A 19,503-nucleotide genomic window follows, 5' to 3' on the forward strand; every position below is an offset into this window, starting at 1 on the left:
CTTTTCAATAGCCCATCAATTTCTGATAACCGACCCAGAAGCGGCGGATCAGGCTTTCGGTAATCACCGTGTCCTGCTGCTCGGGATTGCCGCGCGACATTTCGATGACCGAGGTCGCATCGCCGTCGCGAATCGTGCCGCGCTGGACGAGTTCGGTGGCTTCGGTGTCTTCCATCGAGATATAGCCTGCGGGGCCGACGAGATTCGCCTGCTTGATGCGCAGTTCGCGCAACTCGGGCGTGTCGTCCGTGTAGCCGAAGAAATGGAAAACCAGTTCGAAATTGTTCGGGCCTTTCGGCAATAACTGACGCGCGACCAGCGTGTTGTGAATCTGCTGGACCACCAGTTGCGGGAAGATCGGCTGGATGTGATTCGTCGTGTCTTCTTCGTACTCTGAGATATGACCGAGCACGGTGTCGTCTTCGAGCGAAAAGCCTTCGTCCATCGAGCGGATGTTCTGCTGCTTGTAGGCCGCCGACGTGTCCTCGCCCGTTTTCGTGACCGTGATGATGCTGTGCAGACCGTGAGTCGCGTCGGGTATCGAACGCGCTTTCATACCGACACGGAAGATGTTGAAGGTCGTATGAAACAGATGCAACATGCTCGCGTGATACGGGTCCTTCACATTCTCGAAGTAGAGCTTCCAGTTCGACTTCGAATACTGCCGCGTGCAGCCGAGATACTCGATCGGCTTATGAAAAATGCGGTCGATCCACGGCCGCATTTCCGCGCCGAGATACTCGGGCAGCGGCGCGACTTCATCGCTGAACGATGCGAACACCAGACCCTTGTAGCTGTCCACCCGCAGTTTGCGCAGGCTGTGATTCTTCGGATCGAAATCGGCGGGCATGCCCGTCATGCCTTTCTGTCCGCGACGGAATGGCACACCGAGCAGATTGCCGCTGTTGTCGAAACTCCACTGGTGATACACGCAGGTATGCGATGTCGCGTTGCCGCGTGCCTTGCGGCACACTGATGCGCCGCGATGCGCACAGCGGTTCACCCAGGCCGATAGCGAGCCGTCTTCCAGACGCGTGACGACCACCGGCGTGTCGCCGACGAAGGTGCTTTTGTAGTCGCCCGCGTTGGGAATTTCCGCTTCGAGCGCGACGAAATTCCACGTCGGCCCACGATAGATGCGCTCCTGCTCGCGCTCGTACACGGCTTGCGAGCTGAATACCTTGTACGGAACCCGCGAACCGTCGTCGTGCGGAAACACGACGTGATCGGAGTCCACCTGCTTCACGAGCCTGATCGGAGATTCGATCGCTTCCATCTTTCATTCTCCACAAAATACGCGAGCGGCTCAGTCACGCACGAGAGCGTAGCCGCGCTTCAGATTGATACGGATTACCAGGTGACTAGCGACGCATCGCATCCTGCAGGATGCCCACCGGCAGCAGAAGCTGCGGTACATAACGGGCGAACGTGTGAGCCTTGATCGGCGCCGCCGAGGTAATGGGCAGCGGCAGCACTTCAGGATCGCGATCCACGACGTAAGAAGCGAGGCGCTGTCCTAACGAGGTCGTCATGGCGATACCCCGGCCATTGCATCCGAGCGGCGCGAACCAGTTTTTGCCGACCTCGAAAAGCCGGGGCAGGAAGTCCGGCGTCAACGCCGCGCCGCCGCTCCAGATGAAATCGAATTTCACCTCATAGAGCTGCGGGAAAATCCGCTCCATGCGCCGCGCCAGCGAACGCAGCAGACGCGGCTCCGCCATCCATTGGGACACCGGCGCCATGCCGCCCGTCACGATCCGTCCGTCTGCCGTGAAGCGCAATGCGAACAGATTGTTGCGGGTGTCCGACAAAGCCTCATTGCCTTTGAGGATCGTACGGCGCACGTCAGCCGAAATAACCTGAGTGGCCAGTTGGAACACCGTCAATGGCACGAAGCTGCGCGCAACGGCTGGCGCCAGCGACTGCGGGCCGCCCTGCATCGCATTCGTGCACTGGAGGATGGTGTTGGCCGTGATAGAGCCGGTCGGCGTGTGCACGACATAGCGGCCACCACCAGACCCGACGCGCAACACCGGCGACTCGCAGAAAATCCGGGCGCCCTTTTCCGACGCCACCCGCGCCAGTTCCTGCGTATAGCCGAACGGATTGAGATGGCCGCCGCTCGGGTCGTAGAGCGCGCCATGAAACGTGTCGCTGCCGATCCGTTGTCTGGCTTCCGCTGCGTTAAGCCAGGTCGCCCGGGAGCCGGCGCGCTGCCATGCCGAAACACGCGCCTGCAGGCCCTCCACCAGTTCTCCCGCATGCGCCGGATTGATCCAGCCGCCCTGCACCGCGTCGCACTTCAACTGATGGCGCTCAATCGTACTGAACACCGTTTGCGCGCCGTCCGCGACGAGCCGCACCAGCTCCGGTCCGTAGCGATCGCCCAGCAGCCGCACGACGTCGAGCGGACCGACACGCGGCAGGCTCGGCACCACGAGACCGCCATTGCGGCCAGAAGCCGCCGCAGCCGGATGTTCCGCCTCGACAACCGCCACGCTGACCCCGCGGCCGGCCAGTTCGAGCGCCGCGTTGAGTCCCATGATGCCTGCGCCGATCACGACCACGTCGCAGTCGATATCGGCATCGAGCCGGGGAAAGGCGATGGCCGCGCCGGCCGCAGTGGGCCAGTAGTTTTGCCGGAGCGCGTGCCGATGAGCTTGCGGAGCCATTTACGCCCTCGACAGGCTGAGCGTGCACGCACCGGCACGGCGAATCGCGCCGCAGCCCTTCGCCAGCGCGTCGAGATCGTCGCGATCGGCGCGCGCCACCACGTTCCCGGCGAGCCAGCCGATCGGGAACAGCATCCGGCCGCCTGGACCGTAGAAGAAGCCCAGGTCGAATACAGGCTGCGGATTGCCGCCCCACATTTTCGCGGGCACATAAGCGAGCACCAGGTCGCCGGCCTGCGGCGTGACCGTCGCGTTTTCCGGCGCCAATGCGCGAGCATTGCGTTGCGGATCGATCATCTCGGTCGGAATCGGGCAGGAAATCTCCGGGCCCGTCCACATGGCATGAATCGCCGGCATCTCACGCGGCGTCGCCAGCAAATCCCACAGGAATTCAGTGCTTTCCGGCGCCTGCTGCTCCAGCAACTGGAAACGGATCTGCAACCCGCTGCGCGCTTCCGACACGACAATGCTTTTGGAACTCATGATTTCTCCACTTAATTTCTCGTGTCCCGACGGCCGCTCTGACGGCCTCCCGTTCACGCTCGAAATCATTTGATCAAATAATAATTAATTGTGCAACTGGCAAATTTTTCGCGGATTGATCGGGCCGACGCTCCGTCGTTATCAGGAACAAAAGGCTTGACATGGCTTTTTTACACAGCGAAACTCGGTCCAACGATCATTTGATCAAATAATTTTTCCACGTGACGGACGGCAGCAGCACCACTCAGGCTGCCTCGAACGACCGGACAGGACTATTCGCATGACGCTCTCAGTTGGAACCTTGCTGCCTGAATTCGAAGCCGTGTCGAACCAGGGCCCGATGAATTTCGCCGACTGGCTCGGCGACGGCTGGGCCCTCGTTTTCGCATTCAAATCGATGTCGCCGACCTGCAGCACCGAATTCGTCGCACTGGACCAGTTGCACGCCGAATTCGAGCGCTGCGGCGCACGCGTGCTAGGCATCTCGGTCGATCCGCAGGACATGGTGTCGGCGTGGCTCGAGGATCTGCGCGAAATGCTCGAATGCACGCCGACGTTTGCGCTGATCAACGATCCGGCCGGTGAAGTGCCCGCGCTGCTCGGCTTGCTGGACCCGCACGCATCGTCGCCGTCGCTGTTGCGCTCGGCTTATCTGATCGCGCCGGATCGCCGGGTCGCGATGACGCTCACCTATCCGGTCACGAACGGCCGCAGCTTCAGCGAGATTCTGCGTACCCTCAAGGCAGTGCAACTCACCGCGAGCAAGCGGGTCGCGACCTCGTCGACGTGGACCGAAGGCGAACCGGTGATGCTGCCGCCGTCGCTCGCGCAGGACAAAGCCGAGCAGATGTATCCCGCTGGCGTGCAGGTGCTGCGCCCTTATCTGCGTATCGTCGCGCAACCCGTCGAGCAATCCTGAAAGCTGGAGAACGATCAATGCCAGGCGTCAAAAAACTGGAAATCCTGTCGCGTCAGCCGGTGTTCGAGGGCGTCGCGTTCGGCAAGGACGGATGTGTCGGCAGCTACGAACTGGTGTCGGGGCGCGCTCATTGCGAGATCGACCCCGACGCGCCGCTGAACCACGACATCGCGAACCTCGTGCACGCACCGCGTGCGTCGAACGGTATGGTCGAATACAGCGTCGACTTTCATCTCTATAAGCCGGTCGATCTCGCTCGCGGCAATGGCTGGCTGTTTTACGAGTGGCTCAATCGCGGCACCCAGCGAGGCGTGGTGCGCATCAACAATGCGCCCGTGGTCGCGTTGCCGACCCAGCCGGAGGACATCGGCAACGGCTTCCTGATGCACGAGGGCTATTCGATCGTCTGGACCGCGTGGCAAGGCAATGTAGAGCCGGGTGGCGGCCGTATGCTGGCGCAGTTCCCGGTGGCCACACGCGACGGTCAACCTATCGTCGGCAAGGGCTGGGAAGAGTTCGTGCTCGATGCGCCGGACTCCATTCGCGGGGCGATCCTTCAGGAACTCAGCAGCGACAGCTACGTGCTCACGCTGTCGTATCCGGCCGCCACTCTGGACGCGTCGAGCGCGAGCCTCACCGCGCGGCAGAACGAGCGCGATCCGCGAGTGGCCGCAGCAGGAATTCGGTGGCGCTTTCTCGACCGGAACCGGATTCAGATCGACCGCCTGCCCGATTGCAAGCTCGACCGCGGCGCAATTTTCGAATTCATTTACGACGCACAAGACCCGGTGGTGATGGGCCTCGGCTATGCGAGCGTGCGCGACGTCATGGCGTTTTTGAAGTACGAAACCCAGGACAGCGAGGGCACACCGAATCCGCTCGCACCCGCGAACGGTCAGCCAACGCGCGCGCTCGGCTTCGGTCTGTCGCAAAGCGGACGCGTGCTGCGCGACTTCATCTATCAGGGCTTCAACGAGAGTCTCGACTCGCAAATCGTCTTCGACGGCGCGGTGCCGATCATTTCCGGTTCGCGCCGCGCATGGGTCAACGCGCCGTTTTCGCAGCCGGGCCGCTATTCGCGTCAGCATGAAGATCACAGCTTTCCGGGCGATCAATTTCCGTTCGCCTATCAAACGCTGAGCGACCCGATCAGCGGAAAAACCGACGGCATCTTCGCAAAAGCGCGTGCTTCAGGCACTGCGCCGAAGCTGATGCACATGGATACGGACTCCGAAGTCTGGTCCGCGCGAGCGTCGCTGGTCGCGACGGATTGCGAAGGACGCGACCTGCCCGACGATCCCGATGTGCGCCTTTATCTCGTCACCGGTATCGCGCATGGCGACTATCCGTTGCCGAACTCACCGGTTGTGCTGTACGCGAGCAACCCGCTCACCTACGGTGCAACGCTGCGTGCTTTGCTGGTCGCCATGCGTCGATGGGTCGACGATGGAATCGAGCCGCCTGCGAGCGCGTTTCCTTCCCACGCGAATGGCGGATGGTGGACGCTCGCGCAATTCGTCGAACGTTTCGAAGGCGCGACGGGGCTCGAAGGACCTGGCGTGATCAACGAGCTGCGGCTGCTCGATCACGACTCGGTGCCGCCGCGCGAAGGCGATCGTTATCCAGTCTTCGTGCCCGCCGTCGATCAGGACGGCAACGGCACGGCCGGCATTCGTCATCCGTTTGTCGAGGTCCCGCTGGGAACGCATGCGGGATGGGCTCTGCGCGCGTCGGGCTATGCGCCGGGCGGCCTGTATAGCGTCTATGGCTCGTACGTCCCGTTCGCACGCGGCGACGTTCTGGCCGCTGTTCCGCGTGACCGCCGTGCCTCATTCGAAGCGCGCTACGGCAACGAACAGGCGTGGCGCAAAGCGCTGGTCGCAGCCGCCTCGCGACTGGCCGACAAGCAGTGGATGCTGCCCGAGGATGTCGAGCGCCTCTCCGCGATGCTCGCCGACAGCCAGGACGTCTTCCACATCATCTGACACGCAGCACGACCGGCGCCACCGTGGTTTCGCGCCGCCCGCCTACCTTAACCGCCCTCTTTCCGATGACGATCGATAAACATACCGTCGCGCTGGTCACCGGCGCCGACCGTGGCCTCGGCGCGAAATTCGTGGAAGTCCTGCTCGCGCAGGGCGCCGGCAAAATCTATGCGGCCATGCGCCGCCCGGCCGAACACCCCGCGTATCCGGCCGATAGCCGCGTGGTGCCGCTGCAACTCGACGTCACCGATGCCAGTCAGGTCGAAGCCGCCGCGCGCATCGCCTCGGACGTCACGCTGCTGATCAACAACGCAGGCGTCAACTTCCAGGCGGGCGCCTTGTCGGCGAGTCAGCCCGACTCCGCGCGCCGGGAAATGGAAGTCAACTACTTTGCCACGCTGTCGATGGCGCAGGCGTTCTCGCCGCAACTGATCGCGGCGCGCGGGGCGATGGTCAACATCCTCTCGATCCTCGCGCGCATCACGCTCGCGCCGATGACCACGCTGTGCGCGTCGAAAGCGGCGGCCTTGCGTTTGTCCGAAGGGCTCGACGCCGAACTCGCGCCGCACGGCGTGCGCGTGTTTGCGGTGATGCCGGGCGCCATCGACACCGATATGAGCCGCGATTACGAAGGCGACAAGCTGTCGACCGATGCGGTCGTCCACGCAACACTGGCTGCGCTCGACGGCGGCGAGCGTGAAGTCTATGTCGGTCAGATGGCGAACGACGTAGCCCGCATGCTGGCCGCCGATCGCCTCACGATTCAGACGCAGATCGTCGGCGCACGCGCCGCCTCTGCCGGTTGACGAGCACGCGCGACCACCACAGGCATTCAAGCGAATTGACGAGGAACGAATGGGACGCTTCATCGAGGTAACGAGTCACGACGGCAAATCGTTTGCCGCTTACAAGGCCACGCCCGCGCAAGGTTCGGGACCGGGGCTGATCCTGCTGCAGGAAATCTTCGGTATCAATGACTACATGAAGTCGATGGCCGACCGCTTCGCGGAAGAAGGCTATGTGGTGCTGGTGCCGGATCTGTTCTGGCGCATGGAGCCTGGCGTCGTGCTGGGTTACGGCGAGCAGGATTTCGCAAAGGCGCTGCAATTCAACGACAAAATCGATCTCGACCTCGCCGTGCGCGATATCGAATCGTCCATGCAGGCTTTGCGCGCAGAGCCCGAACACGCGGGCAAGATCGGCGCGATCGGCTATTGCCTCGGCGGCAAACTCGCCATGCTGGCAGCGGCACGCACGTCGATCGACTGCGCGGTGAGCTACTACGGCGTCGGGCTCGATGCATTTCTCGACGAAGCACCGCGCATCCAGTGTCCGATGGTGTTCCACTTCGCCGGCGACGATGCGTTCTGCCCGCTCGACACGCGCGAGACGATCATGCGCGCACTGGCCGTCCAGCCGCAGATCGAACAATACGTCTATCCGGGTTGTGATCACGCATTTGCGACACCGGAGCGCGAGCACTTCAACAAACCGGCCACGCTGATGGCGTATTCGAGAACGCTCGCGGTATTGCGCAAAGTACTCGGCCCGGTACACGACCTCGACGCTCTCTGGGAAAAACACTGCTACTACGAGTTCGCCACGCGCGACGTGAATGCGATCATGCCGACCATGGTGGCCGAACCTTACGTCAACCATGTGCCGACCATGACGGGCGGTGTCGGCCATGACCAGCTCAAGCGTTTCTACAAATATCACTTCGTCGATGCGAATCCGGCCGACACCCGGTTGATTCCAATTTCGCGCACGATCGGCACCGATCGCATCGTCGACGAATTCGTGTTCTGTGCGACCCACGATCGCGAGATCGACTGGCTGCTGCCCGGCCTCGCGCCCACCGGCAAGTACTTCGAGATTCCGATGCTGGCGGTCGTGTGTTTTCGCGGCGACAAGCTCTACAACGAGCACATCTACTGGGACCAGGCGTCGGTGCTAGTGCAGATCGGCGCGCTCGATCCGGCGGGCCTGCCCGTCGCCGGAATCGAGACCGCCCGCAAGATGATCGACGAAAGCCTGCCGACCAATACGTTGATGCCCAACTGGGCAAGCAGTGAAGGCAAGCCGGTCTGAGCCGTCGCCGCGAACTTCGCTGCGTACTTTTTTACCAACCCGGTCCGCACCCGCGTCTTCTGTGACGGCGGGCAGCGACACCCTGGAACCGATACATGAAACTCGCTAAACGCATCACCGAAACGTCGAAAAAATCGTATGGCATGTACGAAAAAGCCCGCAATCTGCCGGGCGATAACGCCGACCTGATTCATCTGGAACTCGGCTGCCCGCACGCCGACACCCCGTTGCCGATCAAGCAGGCCACCGTGGATGCGCTGATGCGAGGCGAAGTCCACTACAGCGACATGCGCGGGCTTCCGGCATTGCGCGAAGCGCTGGCGGGCAAGCTGCGCGAATTCAACCGCCTCGACGTAACGGCCGACGACATTCTGGTCACCAACGGCCTCACGCATGCGTCGTTCGCCGCCTTCTTCGCGTTGATCGATCAAGGCGATGAAGTGATCCTGCTCGCGCCGTATTACCCGCAGCACATCGGCAAGATTGAACTGGCGGGCGGCAAGCCGGTGATCGTCGATCTGGACCGCGCGAACAATTTTTCCATCGACACGGCCGCAATCGAAGCCGCGATCACGCCGCGCACCAAGGCAATCGTGATCGTCAATCCCGCCAATCCGACCGGCCGCGTGTATAGCCGCGACGAATTGCAGGCGCTGGCGAATCTCGCCATTCGTCATGATCTGGTGGTGCTGTCCGACGAGGTCTACGAAGAGATCGTCTACGACGACGCGAAGCACATCAGCATCGGCTCGATTCCGGGCATGAAGGAGCGCACGATCTCGATGTTCGCGTTCACCAAGTCTTTTGCGATGGACGGCTGGCGCGTCGGCTTCATGACCGCCCCCGCCGATGTGATGCCCGGCCTGCTGAAGATCACGGCCAACGATGTCACGCATGTCAACACGTTCATTCAGGCGGGCGCGCTCGCGGCCGTGACGGGTGAGCGCGCCGTGCTCGCGCAACTCGTGAACGACGACAAGGCCAAGCGCGACGTCGTCGTGGATGCGCTCAATACGATGCGCAATGTCACTTGCGCGCGCCCCGAAGGCACGATTTACGCGTTCGCGAACATCAGCGCGACCGGACTGAGCGCGCAGGAATGCGCGGATCGCATTCTGGTCGAAGCGCGCGTGGTCGTGGAAGCAGGCAGCTTTTACGGCAGCGCCGGCGAAGGCCACCTGCGCGTGTGTTTCGGCTCGGAATCGAAGGAGCGGATCGTCGAAGCGATGGCGCGCATGAAGGCATTCTTCGACGCGCTATGAGGTTTCGCGCCCCGCTGTAAAGTTTTCCTCGTGATGTTTGTTGTTGCTATCTTCGCCGGTCAGAAATTCTTCTCTGACCGGCTTTTTTTGCCTCATAGCAAACTCCGGCTGCCGCTGCGGTCTCGCCGCGCCGTTTGACTTTCCGGCTGGTTCCGCATTGAAATTGGCGATTATAAACTGATCAAAACAAAAAATTGCGCGCCATTTTTTTGGCGGATGATACTTTCAGACGGAACGGAGGGTAGTCTGGAGCGCCGGATCCACAATCAAAATGATAAAATTCAGGGAGTTTTGATCTAACGATCACGGAGCAATCATGGCTGACCAGATCCAGCGCGTCGTAAAGCGGTCGACGATGCAGGAGTCGATTTATACGCAGTTGCGCACCTCGCTCATGCAAGGGCGTTTTGAACCCGGTACCCAGTTGACCGTCGCCACGCTCGCCGAGGGTTTCGGCTCGAGCGCCATGCCCGTGCGCGAAGCGCTGCGGCAACTCGTGGTGGAGAATGGGCTGGTGGCTTTACCGAACGGCACGATTCAGGTGCCCGAGGTGACCACCAAGCATTTGCAGGATCTGTGCGAAGCGCGCATTGCGCTCGAAGGCCTGGCCACCGAAATGGCCTGCGCGCACGCAGACGAAGCCGCCGTGCGCAAGCTCAAGCGGCTGATCGCCGAACACGAACTTGCGATCAAACACGACGGCATCCACGAAAGCCTCGTCAAGAACCAGGAGTTCCATTTCCTGATCTATCGCCTGTCCGGCTCCACCGTGCTGCCTCAGTTGATCGAGACGGTGTGGCTGCAATGCGGGCCATACATGCGGGTCATTACGGAAGAAGTCGAACGCAATCAGGAAGTGCCGTACAACACGGCCGGCACCAACTACCATCACATCGTGATAGAAGGATTCGAGAAGCGCGACGCTGCGTCGGCACGCGCCGCGATGGAGAAGGATATCCGCTCGTCGTTCGAGTTCCTGCTCGATATTCTGCATCGACGCGACACCAGCGTGACGGCGTGAGCTTTCACGCAAATTAGCCGCATATAGCGGCTAATTTGTGGCGACGCTGGTCAGCGAATAGCCTGGCCAGGTCGCTCAACTTCCGGCATTGTTTGATTGTTGAAGGGCGCGCCATCCGGTCGATCGCTCAGCGTTACACGCCCTTCGCGATTGCAGATGGCGCGTGTCCACGCCTTTCACATGCGCCGTCAGAATTTATGACGAATACCGATGTCCGCGACAACCTGATTCGCATTCGACGACGTACCAATTCCAATGATCGCGGCCCTGGCGTTATTGCCTTGCGCGTGCTCGGCCAACAGCATTGCGTAGACGTCGGTGCGCTTTGAGAGGGCGTAGTCGAGCGTCGTGCTCACCTGGTGCAATTTGGTCGCACCGACGGCAGTCATGGTGTACCCCGCCGCCGCCTGCAGCGCGGGCGTCAGGAAGTAGGTAAAGCCAACCTGGCCGTTGCGGAACATCACGTTTTCGATGTCCTTGCCGCGAGTGCCTGCATACAACGACTGGGTGTACATCGCATACACGAACGTGCGGCTAAACTTGTAGCTCGTTGCAATACCCATCGTGCGCAGATAGCTGCCGCCCACAACGACGCTGCCGCTCGGCAAGCCGGTCAATGACGAAACATCGAGAGACGACGCCGATCCTGATACCTCGGTATAAGCCGCCGCCACATTCCACGGGCCGGCGTTGTACGTTGCCGAATAACTGTATGCCCGACCTTCGCCGTTGATGTCGCCAGCCAGATTCGAAAAGCCGTACATCGCACCGAACTGGAAACCGGACCAGACAGGCGTCATGTACTGAACCGAATTCGCGAGCCGCAACGAATTTGCGCGGTCGTTGGCGAACGGGTGATCGGAATATTGGCCCAGCAACCACGTCGAGGTTTCGTACATGCCCAGCGTTGCGCCCATGTAGTCGTACTGATTCCCCATCGTCAACGTGCCGTAGCGTTCGTCTTTCAAGCCGACATACGCCTGCCGTCCGAATAGCTTGCCGCCCTGCCCCAGCGCCCCTGTGCTCGTACTGAACCCATTCTCGAGCACGAAAATAGCGCTCGTGCCGCCGCCCAGATTTTCGACACCCTTGAAGCCGAGCCGGTCGGCCTGCATCACCGAGGTGCTCTGCATGAATTGACTCTTGCCGCCAATGTTGCTGACGTAACCTACGCCCGCGTCAACGATGCCGTACAAGGTGACGGAACTTTGCGCGTTCGCGGCCCCGCTAAACGCGAGCATTGAGGCGATAGCCGCGCCTGTCAGAAGTAGCGAGGGCAAGTGGCGAAGGTACGGGCGTCTGGTCATGATCTGAAGGCTTTGTAGAGAAGTCGGCTAGTGGAAACCGGCTCGACATCCGCCGGTTTTCTTTATTTGATCAAATTATCATTTGATGCCTGACATTCTTTTTTGGCCAATATCGTTTGTCAAGAACAACGTAAATACGGCTATCGCAAAGTGTTGCTCAGGCAATAGGCGTCGCCCACGCTCGCCTCGACGGTGAATTTTCGCAACCCAAAAAATATTTGATCGAACGATCAGGCGAATGCGTATCGCCCTGGACCGATTGAACGGCTGTCGCGACCGGCAGCGACAGATTGATGGGAATCAGGTGGTTCTCGCCATCGCGCTCTAAAGCCGTGACCGGCGCAATAGATCAACGCGGCAGTTGCTGTCGAAGTGACCACGACGAAGCGATCCATCTCATCCGGCATCGACGTGCGAGCCTGGCTTTTTTCCAGATCGACAGTGAGATCGCAGAAAAACTCACATTCCAGATTTTTGTTGCGGCTCGCCTCGTTGTCGCCACGCCCAACACACCACGCCGCTTTTTAAAGCCACTCGACACAGTTCATTTTTCGCCGCTGACCGGTCAAGCCGTCGGCGGAAATGAGGGCGAGTGAAATCAGAAAAATTGGCAACGTCGCGATTTCTTATCAATCTGTTCACTAACATCCATCCCGCTAATACAACTTTCGCCAGCAATACAAGTGTTTCCTGCGGTAAGGATCGATGGCACATGGAGTGCATTGATCGACACAGTCGAAGCCCCCGAACAGTACAACGCTCACACGCTCACTTCTCCCGCTAAAACCCGCACGAATCGCACGTTCGCGACACCTTCCTCGCTCCACACCACCTCCGCATCTGCGCATTTCAAAACATCGTGTTATCGGATCGACATGTCGATTAAAGCAATACGTATGCATGTTTGAAAGGCGACAGTCAGAATGTTGCCCGAAAACTTTCACTCTTTAATGGTCCAATGCGCCAGCTTCATCCAAGAGTTTTGCCATCGCGTTTCTAACAACAATCCTCCAGACCTCCGTACTTACCGACGGAAGGACTGGGCAGCGAATGTGGAGCCCCAAATGTTTCGCCGAACCCTTTTGCCCATTCCGTTTGCCGCAGCACTATGTGTGCTGAGCGCATGCGGTCACAGCAATGACAGCTCGCCCGCATCGACTTCAGCCGCCTCTTCGCCGGCTGTTACCGTGTCCGCTCAGGACGCGCTGACCACCGCTACGCCGATCAAGCACCTGGTCGTGATCTTCGGTGAGAATCGTTCTTTCGATCACTACTTCGGCACCTACCCGAACGCGCAAAACCCGGTTGGCGAACCTGCGTTCACGGCAGCGGCCAACACGCCGACGACGATCAACAACCTGAACCAGAAGTCGCTGCTGACCAGCAACCCGAACTTCCTGAACACGGCGAACAACGCGTTTTCGGCAGGCAGCGGCATCAACCCGTTCCGCCTCGACCGCAGCCAGGCGAACACGAACGGCCAGTCGCACGACTACCGCAACGAACAGCTCGCCTACGACAACGGTGCAGCCGACCTGTTCCCGAAGTACACGGGTAACAACGGTGCGAGCAGTGGGTCGACGTTCGGTACGCCGGGTCTCGTGATGGGCTACTACGACGGCAATACCGTCCAGGCGCTCTGGAACTACGCTCAGAACTTTGCGATGAGCGACAACATGTACACGGACACGTACGGTCCGTCGACGCCGGGTGCAATCGAAGTCATCTCAGGTCAGACGAACGGTGCAGTTCCCGCGAACGGCGCAGCGCAGGGCGACAACGTGATCGCCGACGGCGCAGGCGGCTTCACGATGAACGGCGACTCCGACCCGACCGGCGACACGTGCTCGTCGACGGCCGCCACCGATAACGTGGTGATGTCCTCGGCCAATAAGAACATCGGCGACCTGCTCAACGCGAAGAACATCTCGTGGGGCGGCTTCATGGGCGGCTTCAACCTGACCACCACGAACGCGAACGGCACGACTGCATGTAAGCGCAGCACGTACTCGTCGGTTCTGGGTGCAACGAAGGCTGACTACGTACCGCACCACAACTGGTTCCAGTACTACGCGACGACGGCCAACCTGGCGCATACGCGCCCGACCTCGACCGCGCTGATCGGCCAGACCGACCCGCTCGATTCGACGGCTACGCCGGTTCACCACCAGTACGACACCGACGACTTCTTTGCAGCAGTCAAGGCGGGCAACTTCCCGTCGGTCAGCTACCTGAAGGCACCGGCAGTCGGCGACGGCCACCCGGGCAATTCGGATCCGCTCGACGAGCAGGCGTTCTATACGAAGGTCGTCAACTTCCTGGAGCAACAACCCGACTGGAAGAACACCGCCATCATCCTGACGTACGACGATTCGGACGGCTGGTACGACCATGCGTACGCAACGCCGACGACCTCGTCGTTCGACACGACCGCCGACCAGCTGAACGGCGTCGGTACGTGTAACGCAACGGGTGCCGTGCAAGGTGTGGGCGTGTCGGGTGCCAACGTGAACGGCCGCTGCGGTCCGGGCACGCGTGTTCCGCTCGTCGTGATCTCGCCGTATGCACGTAGCAACTACGTCGACCACACGCTGATCACGCAAGCTTCGGTTGTCAAGTTCATCGAAGACAACTGGCTCGGCGGCACGCGTCTGGGCGGCGGTTCGCACGATGCAGCGACGGGCAGCCTGAACGCCCTGTTCGACTTCACGAACGGTGGCGCAACGCCGGCTGTGTATGTCGATACGAACACTGGCGCGAAGCTGTCTTCCGCGCCGGCGACGGACTAAGTAGTCAGACTGAGACGTTCGGTTGGTCTGTCTGTCATGCCGTGGGAAAGCTTTTATTCAACCCTGCGGCATGACATTCGATGAACCGCACGTTGACAACAGACAGTCAGTCAATGCGTCGAGCCAGCCGGTACGGTGGCTCGACTTGCTTATTTATGTGTCGTTCAGATTTGCTACAGCTATTGCCATGAACTCTCCTTCGAATGCTAGCCTGCCTTCGCAACTCCCCACCGGACGCGAGCCGTCTCCCGACGCCGCCAGGCCCACGCTGCGCCGCCGGATTCTGTGGACGTTGTCGGGCATCGTGCTGGCATGCGCTGTCGTAACCGGCTACGCGCTGCTTTACCCCGAACGCATGCCCGAGGCGATCGGCGACAAGGTTGAAGACCTGACGGGCGCGAATGCGCACCCTGTCACGCTGCTGCGCCCTCCGGTCGCGCCGCTCAGCGCGGCCGCCATGCTCGGCAGGGAAATGTTCAATGACCCGTCGCTGTCGGCGTCGGGCAAACAGTCGTGCGCGTCATGTCACAGCGCGTCACACGCTTTCGGGCCTCCTAACGATCTGACCGTACAGCTCGGCGGCCCTCACATGACCGACTCCGGTTATCGGCCCGCGCCGTCGCTTGCGTACCTGTATCGTCAGGCGCCGTTCAGCATCGGTCCCGATCAGGGCGATACCGACACCGCGCCGATCAGTCTCGACGTGCTCGCATCCGCGGCACAAGGCGTGCAACGTGCGCAGAAAAATGCGGGCGTGGCGCCTGCTGCGCCGGCGATGGTGCCGCAAGGCGGCTTCTTCTGGGACGGCCGCGCAAGCACGCTTCAGGACCAGGCGCTCGGACCGTTGACGAACCCGGTCGAAATGGCGAATCCGAACGTGGCAGCGGTCGCCGATAAGCTCATGCATTCGAAGTACATCGATACGATGAAGCAGCTTTTTGGTCCGCGCGTTGTCAGCGATCAGAATCTGCTTGTATCGGAAGCCATGTTCGCGATTGGCCGCTACCAGTTCGAAGATCCGGCGTTTCACCCGTTCTCGAGCAAGTACGACGCGTGGCTCGAAGGGAAAGCGCACCTGACTCAGGCCGAACTGCGCGGACTGCGCCTGTTCAACGACAAGGACAAGGCGAATTGCGCGGGTTGCCACTTGAGTCAACCGAGTTCTGACGGTCTTCCGCCGGTCTTCACGGATACGCAATATGAGGCGCTCGGCGTTCCACGCAATCACCAACTGGCGCTGAATAAAGACCCGAAGTTCTACGACATGGGCGTGTGCGGACCGTTCCGCACCGACATGACGAAGGACACGCAGTATTGCGGCATGTTCCTGACGCCGACGCTGCGCAACTCGGCAAATCGCGGTGCGTTCTTCCACAACGGCGTGTATCACAATCTCAAGCAGGTCATGGACTTCTACAACCTGCGCAATACGAGTCCTGAGAAGATCTATCCGCACGATGCATCGGGCAAGGTTCTCAAGTATGACGATCTGCCTGCCCAGTATCAGGCGAATATCGACGTTGCCGATGCCCCGTTCGATCGCAAGCTGGGCGACAAGCCCGCGATGTCGGATGACGACATCAACGACATCATTGCGTTTATGAAAACGCTCGATGACGGCTACGAGAACGTTCGAAAGTAATTGCTGAGTGAGAGAAAGACGGGCGCGGTATGCGCCCGTCGCGCATTAACCGGATTGAAATCCTCGCGTGGCGAGGATTGAAGCGAGGCATTCGAATAAGCATCCTCTCTCTCGAGAGGATGCTTATTCGCAACAGATAGTCAGTCGATTGCGGCTCCGCCGGCCGAGCAAGCCTGCCGCATTGCCTTCAGCACGACGGGTTGCATCTTTTCGGTCAACGACTCGGGATGGGCATCGACATATTTATCGATGATAGTGCCGACCTGACGCGCATCTGCATGCAACGTGCCGATGCAGCGCTGCAACTTCGCGACTTTCGCATCCGGCGCGCCGAACGCCGACGAATAGGAAAAGCCATCGAGCACGCCAATCACGTACGCCGTACGCAGCGATTGGCTTCCACCCTGAAAAAGTTTGCCCGTGAGAAAGCCGTTATTCGTCTCGGGGGCCGGACTCGCGTGCGCGACGGAGCACAGTGTGACGAGTGCCGCGGCGGCCAATGATCTGTTCATCTGATATCGATTCAAAAGGATAAGGTGCGCTATTGTGTGCCGCTTTTGTGACGGTTTCTGCGCCGACGCTTTAATTTCATCGCCGTCTTTCAATCGCCTGTCAACTACGTCGACTTCTTAAGACGAACGCCCCCAACGTACACGCGATCATCGCAATGCCGGCAATCAGAAAGGTGTCGCTGTACGCCATCAACAACGCTTCCCTGCCCACGGTCTGATTGATGATGCCTAACGCAAGCTCGCGTGCGCCGCTCAAGTCGCCCTTTGGCAATACGTCGGCGCGCGGAGCGTGATTGCTCGCGAGCAGCCTGGCGAGATAGGCGACACGCTCGCGGAATGCAGGCGAAAACAGCGTGATCGATTCGCCCAGACGCATGGCGTGCAATTTCTCGCGCTCTACGACAATCTGGCTCGCAATCGCAATGCCGATCGCGCCGCCCACGTTGCGCACCATCGTGAACAATCCCGACGCCGAGCCGAGCTGACTTTTCTCCAGACCATCGACGGCCATCACCGACAGTGCGATAACGACGAGCGACTGCCCAATCCCGCGCACAATAAGCGAAGGCACGATCACGTTAGACGCGGAGTATCGATCCAGATGAATGTTCATCAGGCAGCCCGCCGCAACCAGCGCGAAGCCGAGAATGATCGCGGTACGCGCGCTGGTCCGGCGCATCAACGGTGGCGTCAGAAAAGACATCACGAATTGAACGAGTCCATAAGGGATCATCGCGAGCCCGATATCGCGCGCGCTATATCCCTGCAATTCCGCGAAATAGTTCGGCACGAGAAACACCACGCCGAACACGACCGCGCCGAACAGAAACTGCATGAGGCTCGCAATCCCGAAGTTGTAGCGGCCAAGCAGACGCAAGTTGATGAACGGCTCCGGGCGGCGCAACTGGATAGCGACGAACACGCCTAGCCCAAGCGCCGCAACGATCATCATGTTGACGATAAATGGCGACGCGAACCAGTCCTGACGGCCGCCCTCTTCCAGTGCGATCTGCAAGGCGCTCAAGCCGACTGCCATGGTCAATATGCCGGGCCAGTCCGCGTTGCGCAGCTTCCCGAGATGCATCGGCAGTGGCTTGATTGACCAACTGATTGCGCCGAGCAGGATAAGCGTCGGCGGAATCTGCAGATAGAAGATCCAGCGCCACGAGTACATATCGGTCAGATAACCGCCCATTGAAGGACCCGCCGCCTGCGCGACGTTATTCGCAATTGCGAACAGCGCCATACCGAGCGGATGCCGCGCGACCGGCAACTCGGTGACGATCAGCTGGAACGACAGCGGAATCAGCACGCCACCGAATGCACCCTGCAACGCGCGGGCAACGATCATCGTGTCGATGTTCGGCGCGACCGAACACGCCAGCGAAAACACCAGAAAGCCGCTCGCGCCCGTCAGCAGAACACGGCGGATCGTGAAGACCTGCACCAGCCATCCGGTCAGCGGAATGACGATGATTTCCGCGACCAGATAGGCGGTCGTGATCCACGATCCTTCTTCGAAACTCGCGCCCAGCGAGCCACGAATGTCGGGCAGCGACGCGTTCGTCACGTGCACATTCATGCCTGCCATGAAGCACCCGAACACGCCGCCGAGTACCGCAATCCATGTACGGAGCGGGATTTTTTCTTTATCTGCTGATGCAATGACAGTCGATGTCATGACGGCTGCCCGCCGTCCGCGTGGCGCGTATCGACGTTCACGACGACCGACATGCCCGCGCGCAGCAGCCGCGCGTCCTCATGCGATGCGTCGAACCGTATCCTGACAGGAATGCGTTGCACGACCTTCGTGAAGTTGCCTGTCGCGTTATCGGGCGGCAGCAGCGCAAATTCCGCACCGGAGCCTGGCGCAATACTCGTCACCTTGCCGCGCAACGTATGCCCGGAATAAGTGTCGACCTTGATCTCCACCGGTTGGCCGACATGCATATCGCCGAGTTGGGTCTCCTTGAAGTTGGCGACCACGTACACGTCGTTCAACGGAACGACCGCGAGCAACGGCATGCCGGTCTCCACGTATTGACCCTGACGCACAGTGCGTTGGCCGATCACACCATCGCGAGTCGCGCGGATCACCGTATGCTGCAAATCCAGCTGCGCCAGCGCGAGCGCCGCGCGCGCTTCGCTTACCTGCGCCTTCGCCTGCTCGATACCCGCAAGACTCTGCTCCCGGCGCCTGCGCAACACGTCCTGCTGATCCCGCTGACTCTGTACGGCAGCGCTCGCTTTCGCCAGCACAGCAGCCGCTTTCTGTTCTTCAGCCCGCGCGAGTTCCAGGCGCTGACCGCTCGACGCCTGCTGCGCATATAACTCCCGATAGCGCGTTGCATCGGCATCGCGGCGCACGGTGTCGGCCTTTGCCGCAGTCACGTCGGCCTGCGCCTGCGCGATAAGACTGCCCTGCTGGGTCACTTGCGCGTCGAGACTCGCCACTCCCGCTTCCTGCTCGCGAATATTCGCGAGCGCCGCATTAACGGCCGCTTCCGCGCGATTCACCTTCGCCTGATAATCGCGGTCGTCGATCCTTATCAGCACGTCGCCTGCGCGAACCTGCTGGTCGTCCTGCACCACGACCTCGCTGACATAGCCCGGCACATGCGAACTCATCGCCACGATGTCGGCGCGCACATACGCATCGTCGGTGCTTTCGATGAAGCGTCCGACGCTCCACCAGCGAACACCGGCCACGACCGCCACCACGGCGACGATCACGACGCCTGCTGCAATCAACTGTTTTCTTCCGGGAATCGTGCGCTTTTCAGGCGCGACAGTGGTGCTCATAACTGGAACCTTCAATGA

General features: G+C 60.6%; 16 protein-coding genes. 9 read left to right on the plus strand and 7 right to left on the minus strand.

All coding sequences use genetic code 11. From position 1 onward, the window contains the following. Nucleotides 1-4 precede the first annotated feature (4 nt). From andAc to ABH945_RS28925, 3 genes are all read right to left on the minus strand, one after another. Entirely contained in the window at nt 5-1,276 is a 1,272-nt protein-coding gene (gene andAc, locus ABH945_RS28915; protein ID WP_074771495.1) for an anthranilate 1,2-dioxygenase large subunit AndAc, read from the minus strand. Nucleotides 1,277-1,361: 85 nt separating this feature from the next. After that, a complete protein-coding gene (locus tag ABH945_RS28920; protein WP_083380166.1) occupies nt 1,362-2,672 on the minus strand; it encodes an NAD(P)/FAD-dependent oxidoreductase in 1,311 nt (436 codons plus the stop codon). Further along, on the minus strand, nt 2,673-3,155 hold the full coding sequence (locus ABH945_RS28925; RefSeq protein WP_074771496.1) for a DUF3830 family protein: 483 nt from the start codon (nt 3,153-3,155) through the stop codon (nt 2,673-2,675). It lies immediately after the preceding gene. 280 nt (nt 3,156-3,435) lie between these two features. On the opposite strand from ABH945_RS28925, the gene ABH945_RS28930 reads away from it, so the two are divergent. The 6 genes from ABH945_RS28930 to ABH945_RS28955 all read left to right on the plus strand — a co-directional run bounded on the left by ABH945_RS28930 (nt 3,436) and on the right by ABH945_RS28955 (nt 10,433). After that, complete coding sequence (locus ABH945_RS28930; protein WP_429252872.1) at nt 3,436-4,074, plus strand: redoxin domain-containing protein; 639 nt, start codon at nt 3,436-3,438, stop codon at nt 4,072-4,074. Between the two features lie 17 nt (nt 4,075-4,091). After that, nucleotides 4,092-6,059, plus strand: coding sequence for an alpha/beta hydrolase domain-containing protein (locus ABH945_RS28935; RefSeq protein ID WP_429252873.1), 1,968 nt, complete (start codon nt 4,092-4,094; stop codon nt 6,057-6,059). Between the two features lie 65 nt (nt 6,060-6,124). Further along, entirely contained in the window at nt 6,125-6,865 is a 741-nt protein-coding gene (locus ABH945_RS28940; protein ID WP_429252874.1) for an SDR family NAD(P)-dependent oxidoreductase, read from the plus strand. Between the two features lie 49 nt (nt 6,866-6,914). Beyond that, nucleotides 6,915-8,150, plus strand: a complete 1,236-nt coding sequence (locus ABH945_RS28945; RefSeq protein WP_429252875.1) for a dienelactone hydrolase family protein — start codon at nt 6,915-6,917, stop codon at nt 8,148-8,150. 95 nt (nt 8,151-8,245) lie between these two features. Next, nucleotides 8,246-9,412 (plus strand): pyridoxal phosphate-dependent aminotransferase, encoded by a 1,167-nt coding sequence (locus ABH945_RS28950; RefSeq protein WP_074771501.1) that lies wholly within the window; start codon nt 8,246-8,248, stop codon nt 9,410-9,412. 316 nt (nt 9,413-9,728) lie between these two features. After that, nucleotides 9,729-10,433: a GntR family transcriptional regulator gene (locus ABH945_RS28955; RefSeq protein ID WP_074771502.1), complete on the plus strand. Its 705-nt coding sequence runs from the start codon at nt 9,729-9,731 to the stop codon at nt 10,431-10,433. 188 nt (nt 10,434-10,621) lie between these two features. Here ABH945_RS28955 and ABH945_RS28960 read toward each other — a convergent pair whose 3' ends face one another. Next, nucleotides 10,622-11,740, minus strand: coding sequence for a porin (locus tag ABH945_RS28960; RefSeq protein WP_429252876.1), 1,119 nt, complete (start codon nt 11,738-11,740; stop codon nt 10,622-10,624). Nucleotides 11,741-12,033: 293 nt separating this feature from the next. On the opposite strand from ABH945_RS28960, the gene ABH945_RS28965 reads away from it, so the two are divergent. From ABH945_RS28965 to ABH945_RS28975, 3 genes are all read left to right on the plus strand, one after another. Beyond that, on the plus strand, nt 12,034-12,336 hold the full coding sequence (locus ABH945_RS28965) for a hypothetical protein (RefSeq protein ID WP_429252877.1): 303 nt from the start codon (nt 12,034-12,036) through the stop codon (nt 12,334-12,336). A 468-nt stretch (nt 12,337-12,804) separates the two neighbouring features. Then, complete coding sequence (locus ABH945_RS28970; RefSeq protein WP_429252878.1) at nt 12,805-14,529, plus strand: phospholipase C; 1,725 nt, start codon at nt 12,805-12,807, stop codon at nt 14,527-14,529. A 187-nt stretch (nt 14,530-14,716) separates the two neighbouring features. Next, nucleotides 14,717-16,171, plus strand: a complete 1,455-nt coding sequence (locus ABH945_RS28975; RefSeq protein WP_429252879.1) for a cytochrome-c peroxidase — start codon at nt 14,717-14,719, stop codon at nt 16,169-16,171. Nucleotides 16,172-16,311: 140 nt separating this feature from the next. Here ABH945_RS28975 and ABH945_RS28980 read toward each other — a convergent pair whose 3' ends face one another. From ABH945_RS28980 to ABH945_RS28990, 3 genes are all read right to left on the minus strand, one after another. Then, nucleotides 16,312-16,683, minus strand: a complete 372-nt coding sequence (locus ABH945_RS28980; RefSeq protein ID WP_429252880.1) for a hypothetical protein — start codon at nt 16,681-16,683, stop codon at nt 16,312-16,314. A gap of 100 nt (nt 16,684-16,783) precedes the next feature. Further along, nucleotides 16,784-18,364: a DHA2 family efflux MFS transporter permease subunit gene (locus ABH945_RS28985; protein ID WP_429252881.1), complete on the minus strand. Its 1,581-nt coding sequence runs from the start codon at nt 18,362-18,364 to the stop codon at nt 16,784-16,786. Further along, entirely contained in the window at nt 18,361-19,485 is a 1,125-nt protein-coding gene (locus ABH945_RS28990) for an HlyD family secretion protein (protein ID WP_429252882.1), read from the minus strand. The genes ABH945_RS28985 and ABH945_RS28990 overlap by 4 nt, the downstream gene beginning before the upstream one ends. Nucleotides 19,486-19,503: the final 18 nt, after the last annotated feature.

The organism is Paraburkholderia sp. GAS333, from assembly GCF_050435665.1.
GTDB lineage: Bacteria > Pseudomonadota > Gammaproteobacteria > Burkholderiales > Burkholderiaceae > Paraburkholderia > Paraburkholderia fungorum_A.

Bases quoted from the DNA above. Each gene is read 5' to 3' on its own strand.
- andAc (WP_074771495.1), bottom strand. From the start codon at position 1,276: ATGGAAGCGATCGAATCTCCGATCAGGCTCGTGAAGCAGGTGGACTCC.
- ABH945_RS28955 (WP_074771502.1), top strand. From the start codon at position 9,729: ATGGCTGACCAGATCCAGCGCGTCGTAAAGCGGTCGACGATGCAGGAG.
- ABH945_RS28975 (WP_429252879.1), top strand. From the start codon at position 14,717: ATGAACTCTCCTTCGAATGCTAGCCTGCCTTCGCAACTCCCCACCGGA.
- ABH945_RS28935 (WP_429252873.1), top strand. From the start codon at position 4,092: ATGCCAGGCGTCAAAAAACTGGAAATCCTGTCGCGTCAGCCGGTGTTC.
- ABH945_RS28965 (WP_429252877.1), top strand. From the start codon at position 12,034: ATGGGAATCAGGTGGTTCTCGCCATCGCGCTCTAAAGCCGTGACCGGC.
- ABH945_RS28985 (WP_429252881.1), bottom strand. From the start codon at position 18,364: ATGACATCGACTGTCATTGCATCAGCAGATAAAGAAAAAATCCCGCTC.
- ABH945_RS28945 (WP_429252875.1), top strand. From the start codon at position 6,915: ATGGGACGCTTCATCGAGGTAACGAGTCACGACGGCAAATCGTTTGCC.
- ABH945_RS28925 (WP_074771496.1), bottom strand. From the start codon at position 3,155: ATGAGTTCCAAAAGCATTGTCGTGTCGGAAGCGCGCAGCGGGTTGCAG.
- ABH945_RS28920 (WP_083380166.1), bottom strand. From the start codon at position 2,672: ATGGCTCCGCAAGCTCATCGGCACGCGCTCCGGCAAAACTACTGGCCC.
- ABH945_RS28970 (WP_429252878.1), top strand. From the start codon at position 12,805: ATGTTTCGCCGAACCCTTTTGCCCATTCCGTTTGCCGCAGCACTATGT.
- ABH945_RS28960 (WP_429252876.1), bottom strand. From the start codon at position 11,740: ATGACCAGACGCCCGTACCTTCGCCACTTGCCCTCGCTACTTCTGACA.
- ABH945_RS28990 (WP_429252882.1), bottom strand. From the start codon at position 19,485: ATGAGCACCACTGTCGCGCCTGAAAAGCGCACGATTCCCGGAAGAAAA.
- ABH945_RS28980 (WP_429252880.1), bottom strand. From the start codon at position 16,683: ATGAACAGATCATTGGCCGCCGCGGCACTCGTCACACTGTGCTCCGTC.
- ABH945_RS28940 (WP_429252874.1), top strand. From the start codon at position 6,125: ATGACGATCGATAAACATACCGTCGCGCTGGTCACCGGCGCCGACCGT.
- ABH945_RS28950 (WP_074771501.1), top strand. From the start codon at position 8,246: ATGAAACTCGCTAAACGCATCACCGAAACGTCGAAAAAATCGTATGGC.
- ABH945_RS28930 (WP_429252872.1), top strand. From the start codon at position 3,436: ATGACGCTCTCAGTTGGAACCTTGCTGCCTGAATTCGAAGCCGTGTCG.